At 69.6% G+C, this 15,623-nt stretch carries 19 protein-coding genes and 1 pseudogene; 10 read left to right on the forward strand and 10 right to left on the reverse strand.

Going from position 1 to position 15,623, the window contains the following annotated elements; genetic code table 11:
* Positions 1-63 precede the first annotated feature (63 nt).
* Positions 64-1,278, forward strand: a complete 1,215-nt coding sequence (locus tag N7925_RS25745) for an FAD-dependent monooxygenase (RefSeq protein WP_274345292.1) — start codon at positions 64-66, stop codon at positions 1,276-1,278.
* Complete coding sequence (locus N7925_RS25750) at positions 1,275-1,760, forward strand: LIC_13387 family protein (protein ID WP_274345293.1); 486 nt, start codon at positions 1,275-1,277, stop codon at positions 1,758-1,760. The genes N7925_RS25745 and N7925_RS25750 overlap by 4 nt, the downstream gene beginning before the upstream one ends.
* A gap of 609 nt (positions 1,761-2,369) precedes the next feature.
* On the opposite strand, the gene N7925_RS25760 is transcribed toward N7925_RS25750, so the two are convergent.
* From N7925_RS25760 to N7925_RS25775, 3 genes are all read right to left on the reverse strand, one after another.
* Positions 2,370-2,615, reverse strand: coding sequence for a hypothetical protein (locus N7925_RS25760; protein WP_265601802.1), 246 nt, complete (start codon positions 2,613-2,615; stop codon positions 2,370-2,372).
* 552 nt (positions 2,616-3,167) lie between these two features.
* On the reverse strand, positions 3,168-4,214 hold the full coding sequence (locus N7925_RS25770) for a hypothetical protein (protein ID WP_274345294.1): 1,047 nt from the start codon (positions 4,212-4,214) through the stop codon (positions 3,168-3,170).
* 92 nt (positions 4,215-4,306) lie between these two features.
* Positions 4,307-5,212 carry a helix-turn-helix domain-containing protein gene (locus N7925_RS25775; protein WP_274345295.1) on the reverse strand — a complete coding sequence of 302 codons (906 nt, stop codon included), beginning with the start codon at positions 5,210-5,212 and terminating at the stop codon, positions 4,307-4,309.
* Between the two features lie 137 nt (positions 5,213-5,349).
* On the opposite strand from N7925_RS25775, the gene N7925_RS25780 reads away from it, so the two are divergent.
* On the forward strand, positions 5,350-5,877 hold the full coding sequence (locus N7925_RS25780) for an SRPBCC family protein (RefSeq protein ID WP_274345296.1): 528 nt from the start codon (positions 5,350-5,352) through the stop codon (positions 5,875-5,877).
* Between the two features lie 353 nt (positions 5,878-6,230).
* On the opposite strand, the gene N7925_RS25785 is transcribed toward N7925_RS25780, so the two are convergent.
* Positions 6,231-6,476 carry a twin-arginine translocase TatA/TatE family subunit gene (locus N7925_RS25785; RefSeq protein WP_274345297.1) on the reverse strand — a complete coding sequence of 82 codons (246 nt, stop codon included), beginning with the start codon at positions 6,474-6,476 and terminating at the stop codon, positions 6,231-6,233.
* 76 nt (positions 6,477-6,552) lie between these two features.
* Entirely contained in the window at positions 6,553-7,128 is a 576-nt protein-coding gene (locus tag N7925_RS25790) for a TerD family protein (protein ID WP_215175468.1), read from the reverse strand.
* A gap of 242 nt (positions 7,129-7,370) precedes the next feature.
* On the opposite strand from N7925_RS25790, the gene N7925_RS25795 reads away from it, so the two are divergent.
* Positions 7,371-7,772: a BlaI/MecI/CopY family transcriptional regulator gene (locus N7925_RS25795; RefSeq protein ID WP_274345298.1), complete on the forward strand. Its 402-nt coding sequence runs from the start codon at positions 7,371-7,373 to the stop codon at positions 7,770-7,772.
* Positions 7,773-7,962: 190 nt separating this feature from the next.
* On the opposite strand, the gene N7925_RS25800 is transcribed toward N7925_RS25795, so the two are convergent.
* Together N7925_RS25800 and N7925_RS25805 are read right to left on the reverse strand one after the other, a co-directional pair.
* Positions 7,963-8,973, reverse strand: coding sequence for a sporulation protein (locus N7925_RS25800; protein WP_274345299.1), 1,011 nt, complete (start codon positions 8,971-8,973; stop codon positions 7,963-7,965).
* 84 nt (positions 8,974-9,057) lie between these two features.
* Positions 9,058-9,279, reverse strand: coding sequence for a hypothetical protein (locus N7925_RS25805; protein WP_274345300.1), 222 nt, complete (start codon positions 9,277-9,279; stop codon positions 9,058-9,060).
* A 210-nt stretch (positions 9,280-9,489) separates the two neighbouring features.
* Between N7925_RS25805 and N7925_RS25810 the strand changes: the two genes are divergently transcribed.
* Together N7925_RS25810 and N7925_RS25820 are read left to right on the forward strand one after the other, a co-directional pair.
* On the forward strand, positions 9,490-9,708 hold the full coding sequence (locus tag N7925_RS25810) for a hypothetical protein (RefSeq protein ID WP_265601809.1): 219 nt from the start codon (positions 9,490-9,492) through the stop codon (positions 9,706-9,708).
* Between the two features lie 64 nt (positions 9,709-9,772).
* Positions 9,773-10,051, forward strand: a pseudogene (locus N7925_RS25820) (CNNM domain-containing protein); the annotation flags it as partial.
* 301 nt (positions 10,052-10,352) lie between these two features.
* On the opposite strand, the gene N7925_RS25825 reads toward N7925_RS25820, so the two are convergent.
* The gene (locus N7925_RS25825) at positions 10,353-10,748 is read right to left on the reverse strand and encodes a RidA family protein (protein WP_265601810.1); all 396 of its coding nucleotides are present in this window, start codon (positions 10,746-10,748) and stop codon (positions 10,353-10,355) included.
* A gap of 136 nt (positions 10,749-10,884) precedes the next feature.
* Here N7925_RS25825 and N7925_RS25830 point away from each other — a divergent pair, with 136 nt between their 5' ends.
* Positions 10,885-11,859 carry a helix-turn-helix transcriptional regulator gene (locus N7925_RS25830; protein ID WP_274345301.1) on the forward strand — a complete coding sequence of 325 codons (975 nt, stop codon included), beginning with the start codon at positions 10,885-10,887 and terminating at the stop codon, positions 11,857-11,859.
* Between the two features lie 328 nt (positions 11,860-12,187).
* Here the strand turns inward: N7925_RS25830 and N7925_RS25835 are convergent, their stop codons facing one another.
* Entirely contained in the window at positions 12,188-13,246 is a 1,059-nt protein-coding gene (locus N7925_RS25835) for a LacI family DNA-binding transcriptional regulator (RefSeq protein ID WP_274345302.1), read from the reverse strand.
* Positions 13,247-13,361: 115 nt separating this feature from the next.
* Here N7925_RS25835 and N7925_RS25840 point away from each other — a divergent pair, with 115 nt between their 5' ends.
* The 3 genes from N7925_RS25840 to N7925_RS25850 are packed head-to-tail and all read left to right on the forward strand — an operon-like array spanning position 13,362 to position 14,726.
* Entirely contained in the window at positions 13,362-14,213 is an 852-nt protein-coding gene (locus N7925_RS25840) for a phytanoyl-CoA dioxygenase family protein (RefSeq protein WP_274345303.1), read from the forward strand.
* A complete protein-coding gene (locus N7925_RS25845; protein WP_274345304.1) occupies positions 14,206-14,574 on the forward strand; it encodes an MFS transporter in 369 nt (122 codons plus the stop codon). Before N7925_RS25840 ends, N7925_RS25845 begins: the two co-directional genes overlap by 8 nt.
* Entirely contained in the window at positions 14,571-14,726 is a 156-nt protein-coding gene (locus N7925_RS25850) for an MFS transporter (RefSeq protein WP_274345305.1), read from the forward strand. Before N7925_RS25845 ends, N7925_RS25850 begins: the two co-directional genes overlap by 4 nt.
* Before the next feature lie 14 nt (positions 14,727-14,740).
* Here the strand turns inward: N7925_RS25850 and xdhC are convergent, their stop codons facing one another.
* Positions 14,741-15,622 carry a xanthine dehydrogenase accessory protein XdhC gene (xdhC, locus tag N7925_RS25855; RefSeq protein ID WP_265601815.1) on the reverse strand — a complete coding sequence of 294 codons (882 nt, stop codon included), beginning with the start codon at positions 15,620-15,622 and terminating at the stop codon, positions 14,741-14,743.
* Position 15,623 lies beyond the last annotated feature (1 nt).

Raw genomic sequence — 15,623 nt, forward strand, 5'->3', positions numbered from 1 at the left:
TGCGCAGCATGCGCCTCTACGGCTGTAGAGGCGGCGTGTGGATGGGTGGGGGAGGCAGTCGATATGGGTGTTCGTCACGCCGTCGTGGCCGGAGGCGGCATCGGGGGCCTGACCGCGGCGGTGGCCCTGAGCCGCCGCGGATGGCGCGTGACCGTGTGTGAACGGGCTCCCGCCCTCACGGGTATCGGCGCCGGCATCGTGCTCGCCCCCAACGCACTGCGCGCCCTGGACTCGATCGGCCTGGGTCCCGAGCTGTGGGCGGGTGACGCCCTGCCCGGTCCGGTCGGGCTGCGTACCCCCGACGGCACGTGGCTGAGCCGATCCGACAGCGGTGCCATGTCCACCCGCTACGGGCTCTCCGCGCGCGCCGTGCACCGCGGCTTCCTCATCGACGCCCTCGCCGCCGCACTGCCGCCCAACGTCGTACGCCCCGGCGTATCGGTGACCGGTGTGGCTGACGCCGGGGGCGCCGTGGTCGTACGTACGTCGGCGGGCGACCTGCGTGCCGACGTCGTAGTGGCGGCCGATGGCATGCGCAGTGTCCTCCGCGGCCAGCTCTTCCCCCGGCATCCCGGGCTGTGTCACGCCGGTGAGGCCGGATGGCGAGCTGTGTTGCCCGGTGCCGGCCTGCCTCCCCAGCAGGCGACCGAAACCTGGGGCCGAGGCGAGCGGTTCGGCGTCGTTCCCCTCGTCGACGGCAGGACCTACGTCTACGCCACCACCGTCACCGGCCCCGGCGCGCAGCCGACCGACCACCACGCGGAACTGACCCGACGCTTCGGCGCGTGGCACGATCCGATACCCGCGCTGCTGGACCGGCTGAACCGGCGGAACCCTGACCCGGTCGGCATACTCCACCACGACTTCTACGAACTCGGCTCGCCCCTGCCCCGGTTCCACGCCGGCCGGGTGGCCCTGCTCGGTGACGCCGCCCACGCGATGACGCCCAATATGGGTCAGGGCGGCTGCCAGTCCATCGAGGACGCGGTCGTCGTGGCGCACCTCCTCGCACGCGACGCCGACGTACCAGCCGCGCTCGCCGCCTACAGCAAGGCCAGACACCGGCGAACCACCCTCATCAGCCGCCGCTCCCGACGCATGGGCCAACTCGCCGGACTCTCCCACCCCCTTGCCGCGTCCATCCGCAACCTCGCCCTACGCGCCACGCCGCGGGTGGTCGCGTTGAGGGCCCTGGACACGGTCCTCGGCTGGCAGCCCCCTTCCGGCCTCGCCCCCACCTCCGGCAACCTCGATGCCCACGCCAAGGAGCAACCATGAACAGCGCGGTCACATCCCGCACCCTCGCTCGGACGGACTCCGTCCGGCCCTTCAAGGCCGGCGCCTACGGCTTCGTCCTCCTGGGCATCGGCCATCTCGCCCTCTCCGCCGCCGCGGCGACGGCCACCCAGACATCGGAGCGGCGTGCAGTCGACACGGTCATGCGGGAGTCCACGTTCGCCCTGCTGGGTCTGGAACGCACCGTCCTCGACGTCTTCAACGGCATGAGCATCGCCATGGCGTTCTTCAGCATCACCTGCGGCCTGCTGATTCTCGCCGCCGTCCGTCACGCCCCCGCCCTCGTCCAGCGCCGTACCGCCTTCGGGTGGTGCGCCCTCGCGGTCTCCCTGGCAGTCCTGGTGGTATCCGTACTCCTGCTGCCCCCTCCGCCGATCGTCGTGCTCACCGTCACCAGCTGCGCTTTCGGCCTGTCGTTGCGCAGGGCGACCACTGTCTCCGCTCACGCGGCAGAGGCTGCATGACGCAGGTCACCACGCCCGTCCGCACACCGATGCGGATCATGCCCGTCTCGAACTCGAGGGCATCGGCTGCTGCGGGGCCGGCGGTGAGGGTTTGCTTCGCTGTGCCGTCGACGGCACAGGGATCAGCGGTTTGTGCACGGCCCGGAACGAGCCGAACCCGTCGGGGAGAACCCGCCAACGTGAGCTGTGCGGTGCTGCCACACGGTGGCTCGGAGTGTGCGGCGGTGATCGGCCCACCGCCGCCCGCGCATCGGACTGGCTGGCATCAGCGGCTCGATGCGGTCCCGCTCCGCATCTGTGATCACTGACTTCGTCGGGTGCCGGCCAGAGCGAAAGACAGCCTCCGGCGGGTCATGCCGGACTCGACGGCGACCGCGGACATGGCTGTTGCCTGCCCCGGAAAGCAGCCCGGTCCGTGCAGCCCGGTCCGTGACGCGGAGTCCCGGCCGACGAACAGTCCGGGCATCTTCCCCGGACTGTTCGGTGATCGCCGTGAGCGGTGATCGCCGTGAGCGGTGATCGCGGTGAGCGGTGATCGCGGTGAGCGGTGATCGCGGTGCGCGGTGATCGCGGCTGTTCAGTGCTCGCGGCTGTTCGGCGATCGAGTGATCAAGAACCCTCGGCGAAGGTGACGGACCAGGCGTAACCGCTGAGGTTGTCGTGCGGGACCCGGCGGACTTCTCTGACCTGGCAACCGTCGTGGGCGTACTTGAGCGCGAACCGATCGAGACGCTGCGCGTCGGTGAGCTCCTCCATCGAGAGCGGCGCCCCGACAACAAGGTCCTCGTGGAGGACCGAGTCGGATGCGGCACCGTCTGAACAGACCGAGCAATGATGCGTTCTGGGTAGGGCCATACGTTCAGTGTGCTCCTCTCCCGGCCGCCCCGGAGCCACCGAGCCGACCGCTCAGCCTTCGCGGCCCCGTACCGGCCGCCCCAGGCAGCACCCGTCGCAGGTCATCACGGTGCCGGCGGCGCGCATTCATGGCCCGGCCCCTGGAAAGAAGTGTGCGGGCGGGTAGGGGGTTCACTCCCAGGCTTGTCGTTCCTGGCTGCGGGGGTCGTCGATCTGGTTCCACTCCGTGTCGATGCGCAGGGTGGCTCGGCGCTCGCCGGTGTACGGCTCCCAGCATCAGGATGGTCTTGCCCTCGCTGCGCAGCACCCAAGTCTGCACCGCGACCCTGCAGCTGTCGGTCTCCTCGTCGAGGAAGTCCGGGACCACGACGGAACGGTGCCTGTCCCACTCGTGCTTCGGTGATGCGGGGAAGAAGACGTCCGGGGTCATACCGACCGGACCGTGCAGTTCCTCGACCCTTGTTATCTCGACGTCGCCGAGGGGTCGCTCATGACGGTGCTCCTCTGCCGGTGAGTCGTCTCGTGCCGGGCCGGTCGGGTGCCGAGCGTGGGTCAGCGGTGGGTGCGGCCGTGCAGGCGGGCGCGCAGGAGGTTGGGGTCCTTCCGCGTGAGGTAGGCGGCGCTGAGGACGTACACCTCCTTGCCGCGCAGGGCGACGGAGGTGGGGTTCTGGAGTCCGTCGCCGGCGTCCAGGACGGTGGTGCTGGTGCCGTCGGGCTGAATGCTCACGACCTGGTTGGGGCCGATGAGGGCGGCGAGCACCTCGTTGCCCCGGCCGGTGAAGGCGAAGTCGTCGATGCCGGCCAGGCCGGTTGCCTTCACCTGCGGTGCTCCCGCCCGGCTTCCGTGGCGGATCGGGATGCGCAGGAGTGTGCCCTTGTCGAGGTTGGTCACCCACAGTGCGCCGCTGTGCACCTTCGCGCCGTTGGCTCCGAGGTAGCCGGTCGAGGCGAGCTCGGATGCGGTCGACCAGGTGGTGGGCCGGCCTCCGGACAGGGGGACCGTCCACACGGTGCCGAGCACCGAGTCGGTGATGTAGAGCCGCTTGGAGTGCCGGTCCAGCGCCAGACCGTTGGGCAGGCCATTCGCGGGCAGCGCGGCGATACGTTTGGGGGCCTTGCCCGGGGCCAGCCGCCACAGGCCCGTCAGGTCGGCGGTACCGGTCGCGTACAGCACGTACGTGGCACCGTCGGCGTGGACGATGCCGGTGGTCAGAGGGAAGCCGAGGACGGGGGTCTTGACTCCGCAGTCGGCGGGCTCGGGCAGGGTCGCCAGGATGCGGGTGACGCCCCGAGGGGTTATCTCGGCGACCTGGCGGCCGGCGGCGAAGGTGACGTAGGCCGTGCCGTCGGGCAGCAGGGCGATGTTCTCCGGCGTCTGGCCCGCCACCAGGTCGAAGTGGCCGGCGATCCGAACGTCGCTCAGGAACCCCGGAGCAGCTGCGGTGCTGTGGGCAGGCGGTGCGGCATGGGTCGTCGCTGGTGTCGCCAGTGTCGCTGGTGCCGCCTGGGCGGACAGGAGCGCGGTGGAGGCGGTGGCGGCCATCAGGGCGACCGCAGTGATGATCCTGCTGCTTCGGCGGGTGATGCGGTGGGACATGGATTCCTTCACTTCGCTGGTTTCGGGCAGGCTGAAGCCGCGATACGGCGATGCCGTGGTGATGGTGGTCGAGAGAGGTGATCGAGGGAGGTTCAGGAGGCGGGGGTCACCGCGTCAGCGCCCTTGCGCGGGGAAACCGCTTCCTGAGCCGCGGCGCCGTGGGCGAGCAGCTTCAAGGATGTCGCGGAGGGGGACCCGGGGGCGGCGGTGGCGATCACCACGGCCGGTCGGCTTCCTTGCGGACTCTGGAGGGTCTGCTGGGTGACGGTCAGGGTTCCGACCGTGGGGTGGTGCATCTCGTAGTCGGCGACATCGCAGGCCAGGATCCGATGATCGGCCCACATGGTGGCGAACTCCGGGCTGCGCATGATCAGTTCGCCGACGAGCCCGGCCAGCAGAGGATCGTGCGGGTACCGGCCGGCCGTGATGCGCAGGTTGCCGACCACGGCCTTGGCCTTGGCAGGCCAGTCGGTGTAGAGGTCGCGGGTGTGAGCATCGAGGAACACCAGCTTGGCCATGTTCGGCCGTCGACCGGGTTCATCGGGGCTGCCCCGGTCGAGATGACCGGCGAACAACGCGTGACCCTGCGTGTTCCAGGCCAGAACGTCGCTACGGCGGCCCATGACGATGGCGGGGGTGCCTTCGAGAGCTGCCAGCAACGCGCTGGTGGCCGGGGTGACGCGCTCGGGGCGGGGGCGTGGTGCGGCTCTGCCCCGCTTCGGTTCACGGGCAAGCTCGTGCAGATGGGCCCGCTCGGACTCGTCCAGACGCAGAGCGGTCGCGATGGCATCGAGCACCTCCCGCGATGCGTTGCGCGACTGGCCCTGCTCGAGCCGGGTGTAGTACGGCGCGCTGATGCCCGCCAGCATCGACAACTCCTCCCTTCGCAGCCCCGGTACGCGGCGCCGCTCGCCGTAGGTCTGCAACCCGACATCCTCGGGACGCAGAAGGCCTCGGCGTGCCTGGAGGAAGTCGGCGAGCTGCCCGTGCTTGTTCATGAGATGGAGTATGTGCGGCGCCGCCGAACCGCGCCTCACCCTGCGGGGGTACGGATCCACAGGGTCTGGCTGCTTCCCGCTCCGGCCTCCAGGATGAGCCGCAACCCCTCTGTTGCCTTCACCTCTGGGAGACCCCGGTGAGCACCACCACGTCCGAGAACACCTACCCCGCCCCACGCAATCCGCTGGCCGGCCTTGATCTGGCACCCTTCACCTTCAACAGGCGGCACTGGGTCGACCTGACGCCGGACTCCGTATATCACCTGATCAGTGACGTGTCTCTGATCGGGACGTGGAGCCCGAGCGCCAGCGCCGTGAGCTACGAGCCGGGAGAGGGCCCATGGGTCGGCGCACGGTTCAGCGGACGCAATCGCCGAGACGGAAGCGAATGGGTCACCCACTCCGAAGTGGTCCAGGCAGATCCGGGTTCCGCGTTCGCCTTCGTCGTCGGCGGAGCCGAGCAAGGCATCGTCCGCTGGGACTGGCACCTCTACGAGCAGGGCGCCGGCACCATCGTGCAGCAGACCTGGCGACTGCTGCGGACCGACCCGGTGCTGGGCGACACACCCGAAGACCTCCTCGCCCTGCGGGACCACATGGCGAACAGCGCGGAGGCCACCCTGCTCTCCCTGGCGGAGTGGATCGCGGGCCGCCCCACTCAGTAACGGCCGGACCCGGCCCAGGTGAAGCACGACCAGGGCCGGGGCGCTCGTCCCGCGTGGCAGTCCCGTCGGCATGGCGGTGACGGCCGGTGAACCGGGCGAGCATTGCCTCCCGTTCGCGCGCGGAGGACACTCGCATGTTCCCGATCCGGATCCCGCCCTTCTTCCGCGTGACGTTGACTTGTCATGCTGGGGGAGGTGGAGGACTTCTTGGTACGCCTCAACCCACGGCACAGGTGCCCTGTTGGTTCCCCATGGGCCACGATGCTCATCGTCACCCGTGAGGGTGACCGACGGTGCAAACTCCTCCTCGATGGGACGCTTGCAGGAGGCGGCTGACGGGGCGCGCTGCTGAGTCAAGTCCGCGCCGGGCCGTCCGTTCCGTTGGCGGGCCGTTCGGCGGTCCTGTCACCGGGCCGTACCTGGATGACGTGAGGGGCCTGTTGTTGTTCGGCAGCGCCTTCTGCCTTCATGGCCTTGTTCTCACTCTTGAGGATGCGTGCCGCTTTGCCGGCGTTGCGGGCCAGCTCGGGGAGCTTTTTGGCACCGATGAGGACGATGGCGACGATCAGGAGTATCGCGAGTTCGCTGATTCCGAACATCGGGTCCGCTCTCTTGATGAGGTGGGGTGGGCCGGGCGCGGGGTGCGAGGAGGGGCCGCACCCCGCGCGGCGGATGTCAGAGGTTGACGCCGAAATCGGTGGCGATGCCTGCCAGTCCACTGGCGTAGCCCTGGCCGACCGCGCGGAACTTCCACTCGGCGCCGTTGCGGTAGAGCTCGCCGAAGACCATGGCGGTCTCGGTGGCGGCGTCCTCGCTCAGGTCGTAGCGGGCGAGCTCGGCGCCACCGGCCTGGTTGACCACGCGGATGAAGGCGTTGCGGACCTGGCCGAAGCTGTGGCCGCGTGCTTCGGCGTCGTGGATGGAGACCGGAAAGACGATCTTCGATACGTCGGCGGGGACGGTGGCCAGGTTCACCTTGATCACCTCGTCGTCTCCCTCGCCCTCGCCGGTGAGGTTGTCGCCGGTGTGCTCGACCGAGCCGTCCGGACTGGTCAGGTTGTTGAAGAAGATGAAGTGCTGGTCGGACGTGACTTTCCCGGCCTCGTCGACCATCAGCGCGCTCGCGTCGAGGTCGTAGTCGGCACCGGTCGTCGTACGGACGTCCCAGCCCAGGCCCACCAGCACGGCGGACAGCCCCGGCGCCTCCTTGCTCAGCGAGACATTGCCGCCCTTGGCGAGGCTCACACCCATGTCGCTTCCCTTCTCAAGACCTGCGCCCGGTAACGGGAACACCGCTCCGGACCTCGTATGACACCAGCGGAAATCTACAGCAATGTAGAGGCCGATAGGTGGGTGAACCGGGCGCGCCGGTGGGCGCCTTCCGGCCACACAGGCGTTCTGATCGCGGAAGGGGCCGGCGTGGAGTGGCCAGTACGATGCCTCCTCGACGCTCGTACCGGTTCGGGGCGGCGGAACGGACAGGAGGCCGCGCCATGATTGACGGCACGGAGAAGACGAACCCGGATGGACGCGGTCGCAGGCGGCAGGGTGAACTTGAGATGCAGGTGCTGTCGGTCCTCGGCTCGGCACCGTGCCCGGTGGCTGCCGGGTGGGTGCAGAAACGGCTCGGCGGCGATCTGGCGTACACCACGGTCATGACGATCCTGACCAGGCTGTACGCGAAGAAGGCGGTGAGCCGCACCAGGGCCGGCCGGTCCTTCGAGTGGACGCCGGTGGCGGACGGGGCCGGTCTGGTGGCCATGCGCATGCGCAAGCTGCTCGACAACCAGAAAGACCGCGATGCGGTGCTCTCCAGTTTCGTGTCGTCCCTGTCCTCGGACGACGAGCAGCTCCTGCGCTCCCTCCTCAACGAAGCTGATGATCCGGAGCGTTGACCGACGGGTGTCTTCGTCTTCCCGCCCCTGATCCTGCCGCTGACCGCACTGCCGATCATGCAGCACGCTGTGCCTCGGGCTCCTGGTCGTGGTCGGTACGGCGCAGTTACCCGGCCGGAAAGGGGAGCCGGTCCGGATACCCGCACTCTTCTGCAGTCGTGTTGAAGTTGGTAGCGGGCTTGTCGGCGATTCAGCCCTCTTCGCCCTCTTCGTCATCCCCTTCGAAGAAGTCGCCCACCTCGTCCACGACTTCGGCGGCCACCATGCCGCCGACCACGCCGACGGCCAGCCCTGCCGCGCCGGCGGCGACCACGGTGCCCATGCCGGGTCCGGAGCGGTGGTGATGGTCGCCGTGGTGATGCTCGCCGTGCCCGTGCCCGTGCCCGTGCCCGTGCCCGTAATCGTGTGGGGTGTGGGTCCCATGAGCCCCGTGTCCGGCCGCCAGTTGGCGTACCCAGCCGTCCACCTCGGCGGTCCAGTCGCGCTGCTCGATGCCCTGGTGGCTGACGGTGAAGCGGTTGACGGCGTCGTGGCCGGAGGAGAAGAGGCCGCCCGGCTTGTCGGCCTCCAGGACTACCTCCATGCCACCGGGGCTGGCCAGGAAGGTCACCTCGATCTCCCGCATGGCGTGCGCGTACTGGGGTGCCGGTGTGAGCTCGACCTCTTGGTAGAAGGGCAGTTGCTGGCCGGTTCCGCCGATGTGTCCGTACTCCAGGTCTGCCGACTTGAAGCCGAAGCCGAGCTGCCCGAATGCTTCCAGGACTGCCTCCTGTGCAGGCAGCGGCCGGACGGTCAGCGGGTCCAGATCGCCCTTGTCCTTGCCGCCCGCCACCGCCAGTTCGGTTCGCAGGCCCAGCACGACGCCGAGCGGCTGGCCGTGAAGTTCGGTGACCGGGGTCTCCCACGGCACCGTCACCGCGAACGGGATGGTCCGACGCTCGCCCTCGGCGAGCCGGAAGCCGCCTCCGACAGTGAAGCGCTCGAAGGGCACCGTCCCTTCGGTTTCGCCGTCCTCGTGCTCCGCCTCGACGCGGGCGACGAGTTCCAGGGTGATCTGCTCGATGTCGAAGTCGGCATTCCCGCCGACGAGATGGAGCTGTCCGTGCAGCGTCCCGCCGGGCTGGACCGCGCCGCCCTCCAGGACGGTGTCCACGGTGGGGCCGCCTACGCCGAGCGACCCGAGCAGCTTCTTGAACACCATCGTGGCGTTCTCTCCTTCAGATGTACGTGGAGGTCGGGGGAGAGGGCTGCCGCACCCCCGAGGTGCGGCAGCCCGCCGGTCTGCCTACTTGGCGGCCGCGTCCAGTGCCGCCAGGGCCTGCGCCCAGCGGACGTACTTCAGCTCGGCGAGGTCGGCCACGGTCTTGACGCCGAACGCCTCCTGCAGCAGCTCGCCGTCACGGTCCGAGACGCCCTTCAGGGCGCCCACGGGAGCAGCGAGAATCTCCTGCAGGCTCTTGTCCGCCCATGCCTTGTCCAACACCTTGTCCAGGTCGATCGACGCCATGAAGTCCTCCTCGGAAATGGATGATTGGCGGGTCCGGCTCGCAAAATCTACACGCCTGTAGAAGCATAGGGCGCACTCACTCCCGCCGCCCGCATACCGCTGCGGCTCCCGCGAAATGTCCGAAACAGGTCTGCGAGGGCACGAAACGCCATGTCCGAACGGACGGTTGCGCATCCGCGGCGCGGGCTTACCCACCGATGTCGCCGCATCGTGGACTCCAGTGCCTTCTCCAGCGCCGTGTTCTGTCTCATCGCGGCCAACGCCGTCCTGCTCGGGATCGAGACGTACAGCGGTGTCGTACATCAGTGGCACGGTGCTCTCGAGGCCGCGGAGCACTTCTTCCTCGCCGCCTTCACCGTGGAGCTACTTCTGCGGGCAGCCGCCCATGCCGCCGCGGCACGGTGGGGTTCTCACGGGCGAACGGCATGAAGGCCAGAGCCACGGCGAGCAGGTCGAACACGTTCCAGGGGTCACGGACGAAGTCTCCGGGCCGCGGCCCGCGCTGACCGGCACCGGCCTCTCCGACGGGGCGGTCTCCGCAGTCTCCGTGGCGCTCGCCTTCGTCATGGCCACCGTCGTGCAGATGGTGCTGGGCGAGCCGGCCCCGAAGAACCTGGCCCTGGCCGTCCCCGAGCGGCTCGCCAAGTCGCTGTCCGCCTCCACCCTCGCGTACCGCAAGGTCGTCGGCCCGGTGGTGCACCTCTTCGACGCACCAGCCAACAAGCCACCGCGCGAGCAGGAGTTCGCGGTCGTCCGCAACGAGCACGGCGGCTTCGGCGGGCCACTCTCGCCGTCCTACGCGACTCAGAGGGCCGACTGACCGGCCTCATCAGCCTTCAGTGTCCTGCACCCTCACCCTTGATGACGGAGACCACCCGCCTCCCCGAGGAAGGAAGTGAGGCCGGTGCAAACGGGTGCTTCCTGCGAAGGGCGGGTGACCGCGCCCCGCGGCTACGGGACGTCGGCGCGACAGCGGGAGTGAAAGGCACCCCGCTCGGCCGCGGATGTTTCGCCGCCCTCCCGCTGCCCCTGCCCGTCCGGCGGGCACGAGCAGCGGAGGAGGCGGGTTCACCTCACGCGACGGCGGTGCCCTCGAGCTCGACCAGCTGACCGGGGATGGCCAGGCGGGTCACCCCGAGCATGGTGGTGGTCGGCGCGACGCGGGCGGCGCCCAGACGGCCCGCCAGCTCACCGTAGTGCTGGAAGAGAAGGTCGACATCGGTCGTGTAGACGTTCAACCGGACGAGGTTCGCGAGGGTCATGCCCGCCTCGGCGAGTACCGCCTCGACGTTGTCGATGCTCAGCGCGAGCTGTGCCGCCATGTCACCGTCGTGCTCGGGCTTCCCCTCCTTGCTCATCGCCGTCTGGCCCGAGATGTACAGGGTTCGCGACTGCCCGGAGACGACCTCGCCCTGGTTGAAGCCCATGTCGACCGACCACGACACCGGGTTGACCGCGTTGCGTTCCATTGGCGTGTTTGCTCCATCCGCTTCACTGACACTGAGAGCGCCCATCGCCTCGACAACCGGCGGGCGCTGACGTCGTGTGAGGGACCATTCCAGGAATACATGACACCCCTGGTCATGTATTTCGTATGGTTTCCCCATGCGAGCCGACCGCTTGGTTTCCTTGGTCCTCCTCCTGCGCCAACGAGGCCGGATGACCGCCGACACGCTCGCGCATGAACTCGAGGTCTCCACCCGGACGGTGCTGCGCGACATCGAGGCGCTGTCCGCGGCGGGGGTGCCGGTCTACGCGGAACGCGGCCGACACGGCGGCTTCGCCCTGCTGCCGGATTTTCGGACAGCGCTCACCGGCCTGAACCACGACGAGGCACTAGCCCTTCTGATCGCCGGATCACGGCGCGGCGCACAGTCCTTCGGCCTCGGATCGGCGCTCGCGTCGGCCATGCTCAAAGTGGTCGACGCACTGCCCAAGGGACTACGGGAGACCGCCGCCGGAGCGGCACAGCGCCTGCTCATCGACCCGGAGATCGATCTCCTCTCGCGGCGCGCGGCCCCCGAGGAGATCCCCGACTCCATCATCGCCGAGGTCCGGCGCGCGGTGCTCACCGGACACAGACTGCGCATCCACTACGCGGCCCTGGACCGGCCGCCGAAGTGGCGCACGGTGGACCCCATCGGACTGGTCACCGTGAGACAGCAGGGGTACCTGCTGGCCAAGCGGGGCACCGAGGACCGCACCTACCGCCTGTCCCGGGTCCTGGCCGCCGTCGAGCTCGAGGAACCCGCGCAGCGACCGGACACCGTGGACCTCGATCAGACCTGGCGTGAACGCAACGCGCGGTTTCGCACCGGCGGTGACACGGCCGCCGTGCTGCTGCGGGTGGACCCCGCGCGCCGGGAGCAAGTGGTCGGTAGCGCCTTGGCCGTCCGCGCCGAGGAGGCCGACGCGGATGGCTGGCTTCGGCTGAACGTCGTCTTCCAGGATGCCCGGCACGCCGAATGGGCGCTGTGGCAGTACGCGACACACGCGGAGGTCCTGGCTCCGCAGTGGCTGCGCACGTCCTTGCACGAGCGCGCGGAGGCGGTCGCCTCCCGCTACGGCGCGCCGATCTGAGAGCTTCGCCGACAGGCCCGGCCGGCAGCTGCCTGACAGGGAACTGCGCCAGGGACACCAACAGGGCGGCCATGGAAACGAACAGGGCGGCCATGGAAGCGAACAGCCCGATCCAGGCGACCAGTTGTTCGTAGTCCTTGTACGGGCCGGAGTGCAGGAGCAGCCGGCCGAGCGCCGAGGTCGCTGGCGGACAGCACCAGGATGCTCAGCCACACCCACCGCCGCCGCACGTGGGCGGGAAGCCGAGTCATCGCCACAGGATGCCGGACAGGAACGGGATCCAAGCCCGGAGTGGTCTGTTCCGCCCCGAGGGGTGGGCATGGGCGCTCTACGCGGCGGGGCCGACTCCATGTCGCAGGCCGGAGGATCCGGGCCGCTGGGTCGTGCTGGCACGTACCACCAGGCGGTGCGGGGCCGTGAGGTCCGACGGAGGGACGTCGTTGTCCGGACTGTAGACGCGGTCCGCGAGGCACTGCAGCGCGAGCTGAGCGATCTGCCGTTTGTCGGGGGAGACCGTGGTCAACGTCGGGTGGCCGTACTCGCCGTCCTCGATGTCGTCGAACCCGACCACCGCGAGTTCCTCCGGAAGTCGTACTCCCCTCTGGTGCGCCATATGCATGACTCCCAGGGCGAGTTCGTCACTGAAGGCGAACACCGCGTCCGGGATCTCGCCACCTCCGTCGAGCAGCTCCGCCAGAGCAAGGGCACCGTCCTCGCGGTGCAGAGTGTCCACGGTGCGTTCCCACTCCGGCCGGGGGCTGATGCCGGCCCGCCGCAGCGCCCTGCGGTAGCCCTCGGCGCGCAGGTCGGACGTTCCGTTGTGCAGATGTGGCTGGAGGCCGATGGCCGCGATGCGGCGGCGCCCCAGCGTCAGCAGGTGAGTGGTGGCCTCATCCGCGGCGCTCACGTTGTCCACGGCCACGCGGTCGGCGAAGCCCTGGGGGCTGCGCTCGCCGAGCAGCACGATCGGTAGCGCCCTTGCGGCCGACGCCAGTTCCTGAGCGGTCAGCGCCCACGGACTGATGATCAGCCCGTCCATCACGCGTCCGCCGCTGCCGGTCAGCAACCGGCGTTCCGCCTCGGCGTCGCCCCGTGTCTGATCGATGATCACTGTCCATGAACGTTTCCCTGCCTCCTCCACGATCAGGCCCGCGAGCTCAGCGAAATAGGGGGAGTGCAGCTCCGGGATGGCCAGCCCGATGATGCCGGTGCGACCGGCCCGCAGGCTGCGCGCGGCGAGGTTGGGCCGGTATCCCAGCTCGTCAATCGCTTCCTGGACCCGTCGGCGGGTTTCCGCCGCGACCCGCGCGGAGCCGCTGACCACGTTCGACACGGTCCGTGCCGAGACCCCGGCGCGGGCGGCTACGTCTTTCAGGCTGCTGCTCACCACGCCATCCTGACATGCCGCCGCGAGCAGGGACCAAGTTTCTCGTTCCCAGCTATTGCAACGTTGAATTCATCGCTGCAACATGGCTCGCACAGTCTGCTGCAAGGAGGCACGCATGAGCCCGCACCCGCACCCCGGAATCTCCCCGGCCGATCTCGACGTGAACGTGAGCACCGAGGTGGAGGCCCTGTACTCGCTCGGCATCACGGCCCGCAGGGGCGCGTTCACCGCGGAGTGGGCCGACCGCCTGCGCGAGGACATCGAGGCCGCCTTCCAGGAAGCGCTGGCACGGCCCGGCGGCGCCGTCGGACGCGGCCCGCACCGCTACTACGTGGAGATCCACCCCGAGCAGCTGCGCGGCTTCGTCGAGCTCGTCGACCATCCCTGGGTGCGTTCGGTCTGCGAGGCGGTGCTCGGCGCCGACTACCGCATCGTGGAGCTCGGCTTCGACGTACCGCTCGCAGGCGCCGTCAACCAGCCCTGGCACCGGGACTTCCCCCTCCCCGAGGAGACCCGTACGGAGCGGCGGCTCACCTCCCTGGCCTTCAACGTCACCGCCGTCGACACGGAGGAGGACATGGGGCCCTTCGAGATCGCGCCGGGCACCCAGTGGGACGACAGCCCCGAGTTTGGACACGGCATGTTCCCGCCCCGGTCCCACTACCCGCGCTACGAAGAACGCGCCGTGCGCAAGTTCCCGCAGCGCGGCGACATCTCGGCGCGCAGCGCCCTCACCATCCACCGCGGAACGAGGAACGACTCCGCGAAGTCCCGGCCCGTCCTGGTCCTGGGAGTGGACGGTCCCGAGGCCGCCAACGGCGATCGGCATGACACCGCCGTGACCCGCGCCTTCTGGGAGGCGCTGCCCGAACGTGTCCGGCGCCATCTGCACTGCCCGGTCGTCGACGAGCTGCTGCCCATCACCCAGAAGCACACCATCGAGGGTCTGGTCATGGGTGATGCCTGAGCTGAAAGCGCGGCGGGAACGCCCCCGTGCGCCTGTCGACGAAGCCTCGCCCACCGCGCGCGTTCCTGCCGCGGTCTACGCGGTCCCGGCCGTCTCCGCCCTGGGCGGACTGCTGTTCGGCTACGACACAGGCATCATCTCCGGCGCACTGCTGCACCTGCGGGAGGATCTGGGCGGCCTGACCTCTCGCGAGCAGGAGATCGTCGTCAGCGTCATCCTGCTCGGAGCCATGGCCGGGGCACTCGTATCGGGCCGGCTGGCCGTGCGGCACGGGCGGCGCAAGGTCGTCATCGCGGTCGCCGTGGTCTTCGCCCTGGGGGCGGCGGCGGCCGCCGCTGCGGCGCCCAGCGGTGGACAGTGATCATCGCTCTGTTCGGCTACATCCTCTGCAATGGCATCGGCATGCAGGCCGTGGTCTGGCTCATCGGGCCGGAGGTGCTGCCGCTCGCGATACGGGGCCCGGCCACCAGTCTGGCCGCGGTCACCCTGTGGGAGGGCGCCGGTCTGCCGTGAGCGGTCCACTCTCCTCAGTCGGGCCCAGCGTGGGCGTTCTCGTCGGTGTCGGCGCCCATCGGCTCGTCACGGTGGTGGTCCCGCGCCTCGTTCCCCTCGGCCTCGAAGGTGCGCAGCAGATCGGCCGCGACGCTCACGGCGATGGTCGCGGGGTCCTTGCCGGTGATGTCGGCCAGCCCGATCGGGGTCTTGATCCGGTCGATGGAAGCCTCGTCGTGACCTCCCTCCGCGAGGAGGCGTCTGCGGAACCGCGCCCACTTGGCCGCCGACCCGATCAGCCCGATCGAGCCGAGCCGGGGTGTCCGCAGGGCGGCGTCGCACAGAGCGGCGTCCTCGGCGTGATCATGGGTCATGATCAGGACGTGCGTGCCGCGCGGCAATTCCTCGAGGACCTCTTCGGGCAGTAGCGGAGCGTGGTGGACCCGCACCCCCGCCACCGCGTCCGCGAGGACGGCGAGCCGCTCCTCGGCGAGGATGTCCGAACGGCTGTCGATCAGATGGAGGTCGAGGTCCTGCCGTGCCAGGACGCGCGCCAGTTCCATCCCGACGTGTCCGACGCCGAAGATCGCCACCGCCCGTACCACCGGGAGCGGTTCGAGCAGCACCGAGACCGTGCCGCCGCAGCACTGGACGCCGTGCCGGTTGGTCACCTTGTCGTTCAGGGCGAAGTCCAGCAGCTCCGGTTCGGCCGCGGACGCGGCGATCATCTCCCGGGCCCGGTCGATCGTGACCGCCTCGACGTTGCCGCCACCGATCGAGCCCCAGGTCTCGCTCCGCCCCACGACGAGTTTGGCTCCGGCGTTCCTAGGGGTGTGGCCGCGCACGGTCGCGACGGTCACCAGCACGCCGGCCTCCCGGCGTGCTCGCAACCGGGCGACCGCGGCGAACCAGGTCATG

It is taken from the genome of Streptomyces sp. CA-278952 (assembly GCF_028747205.1).
Lineage (GTDB): Bacteria > Actinomycetota > Actinomycetes > Streptomycetales > Streptomycetaceae > Streptomyces.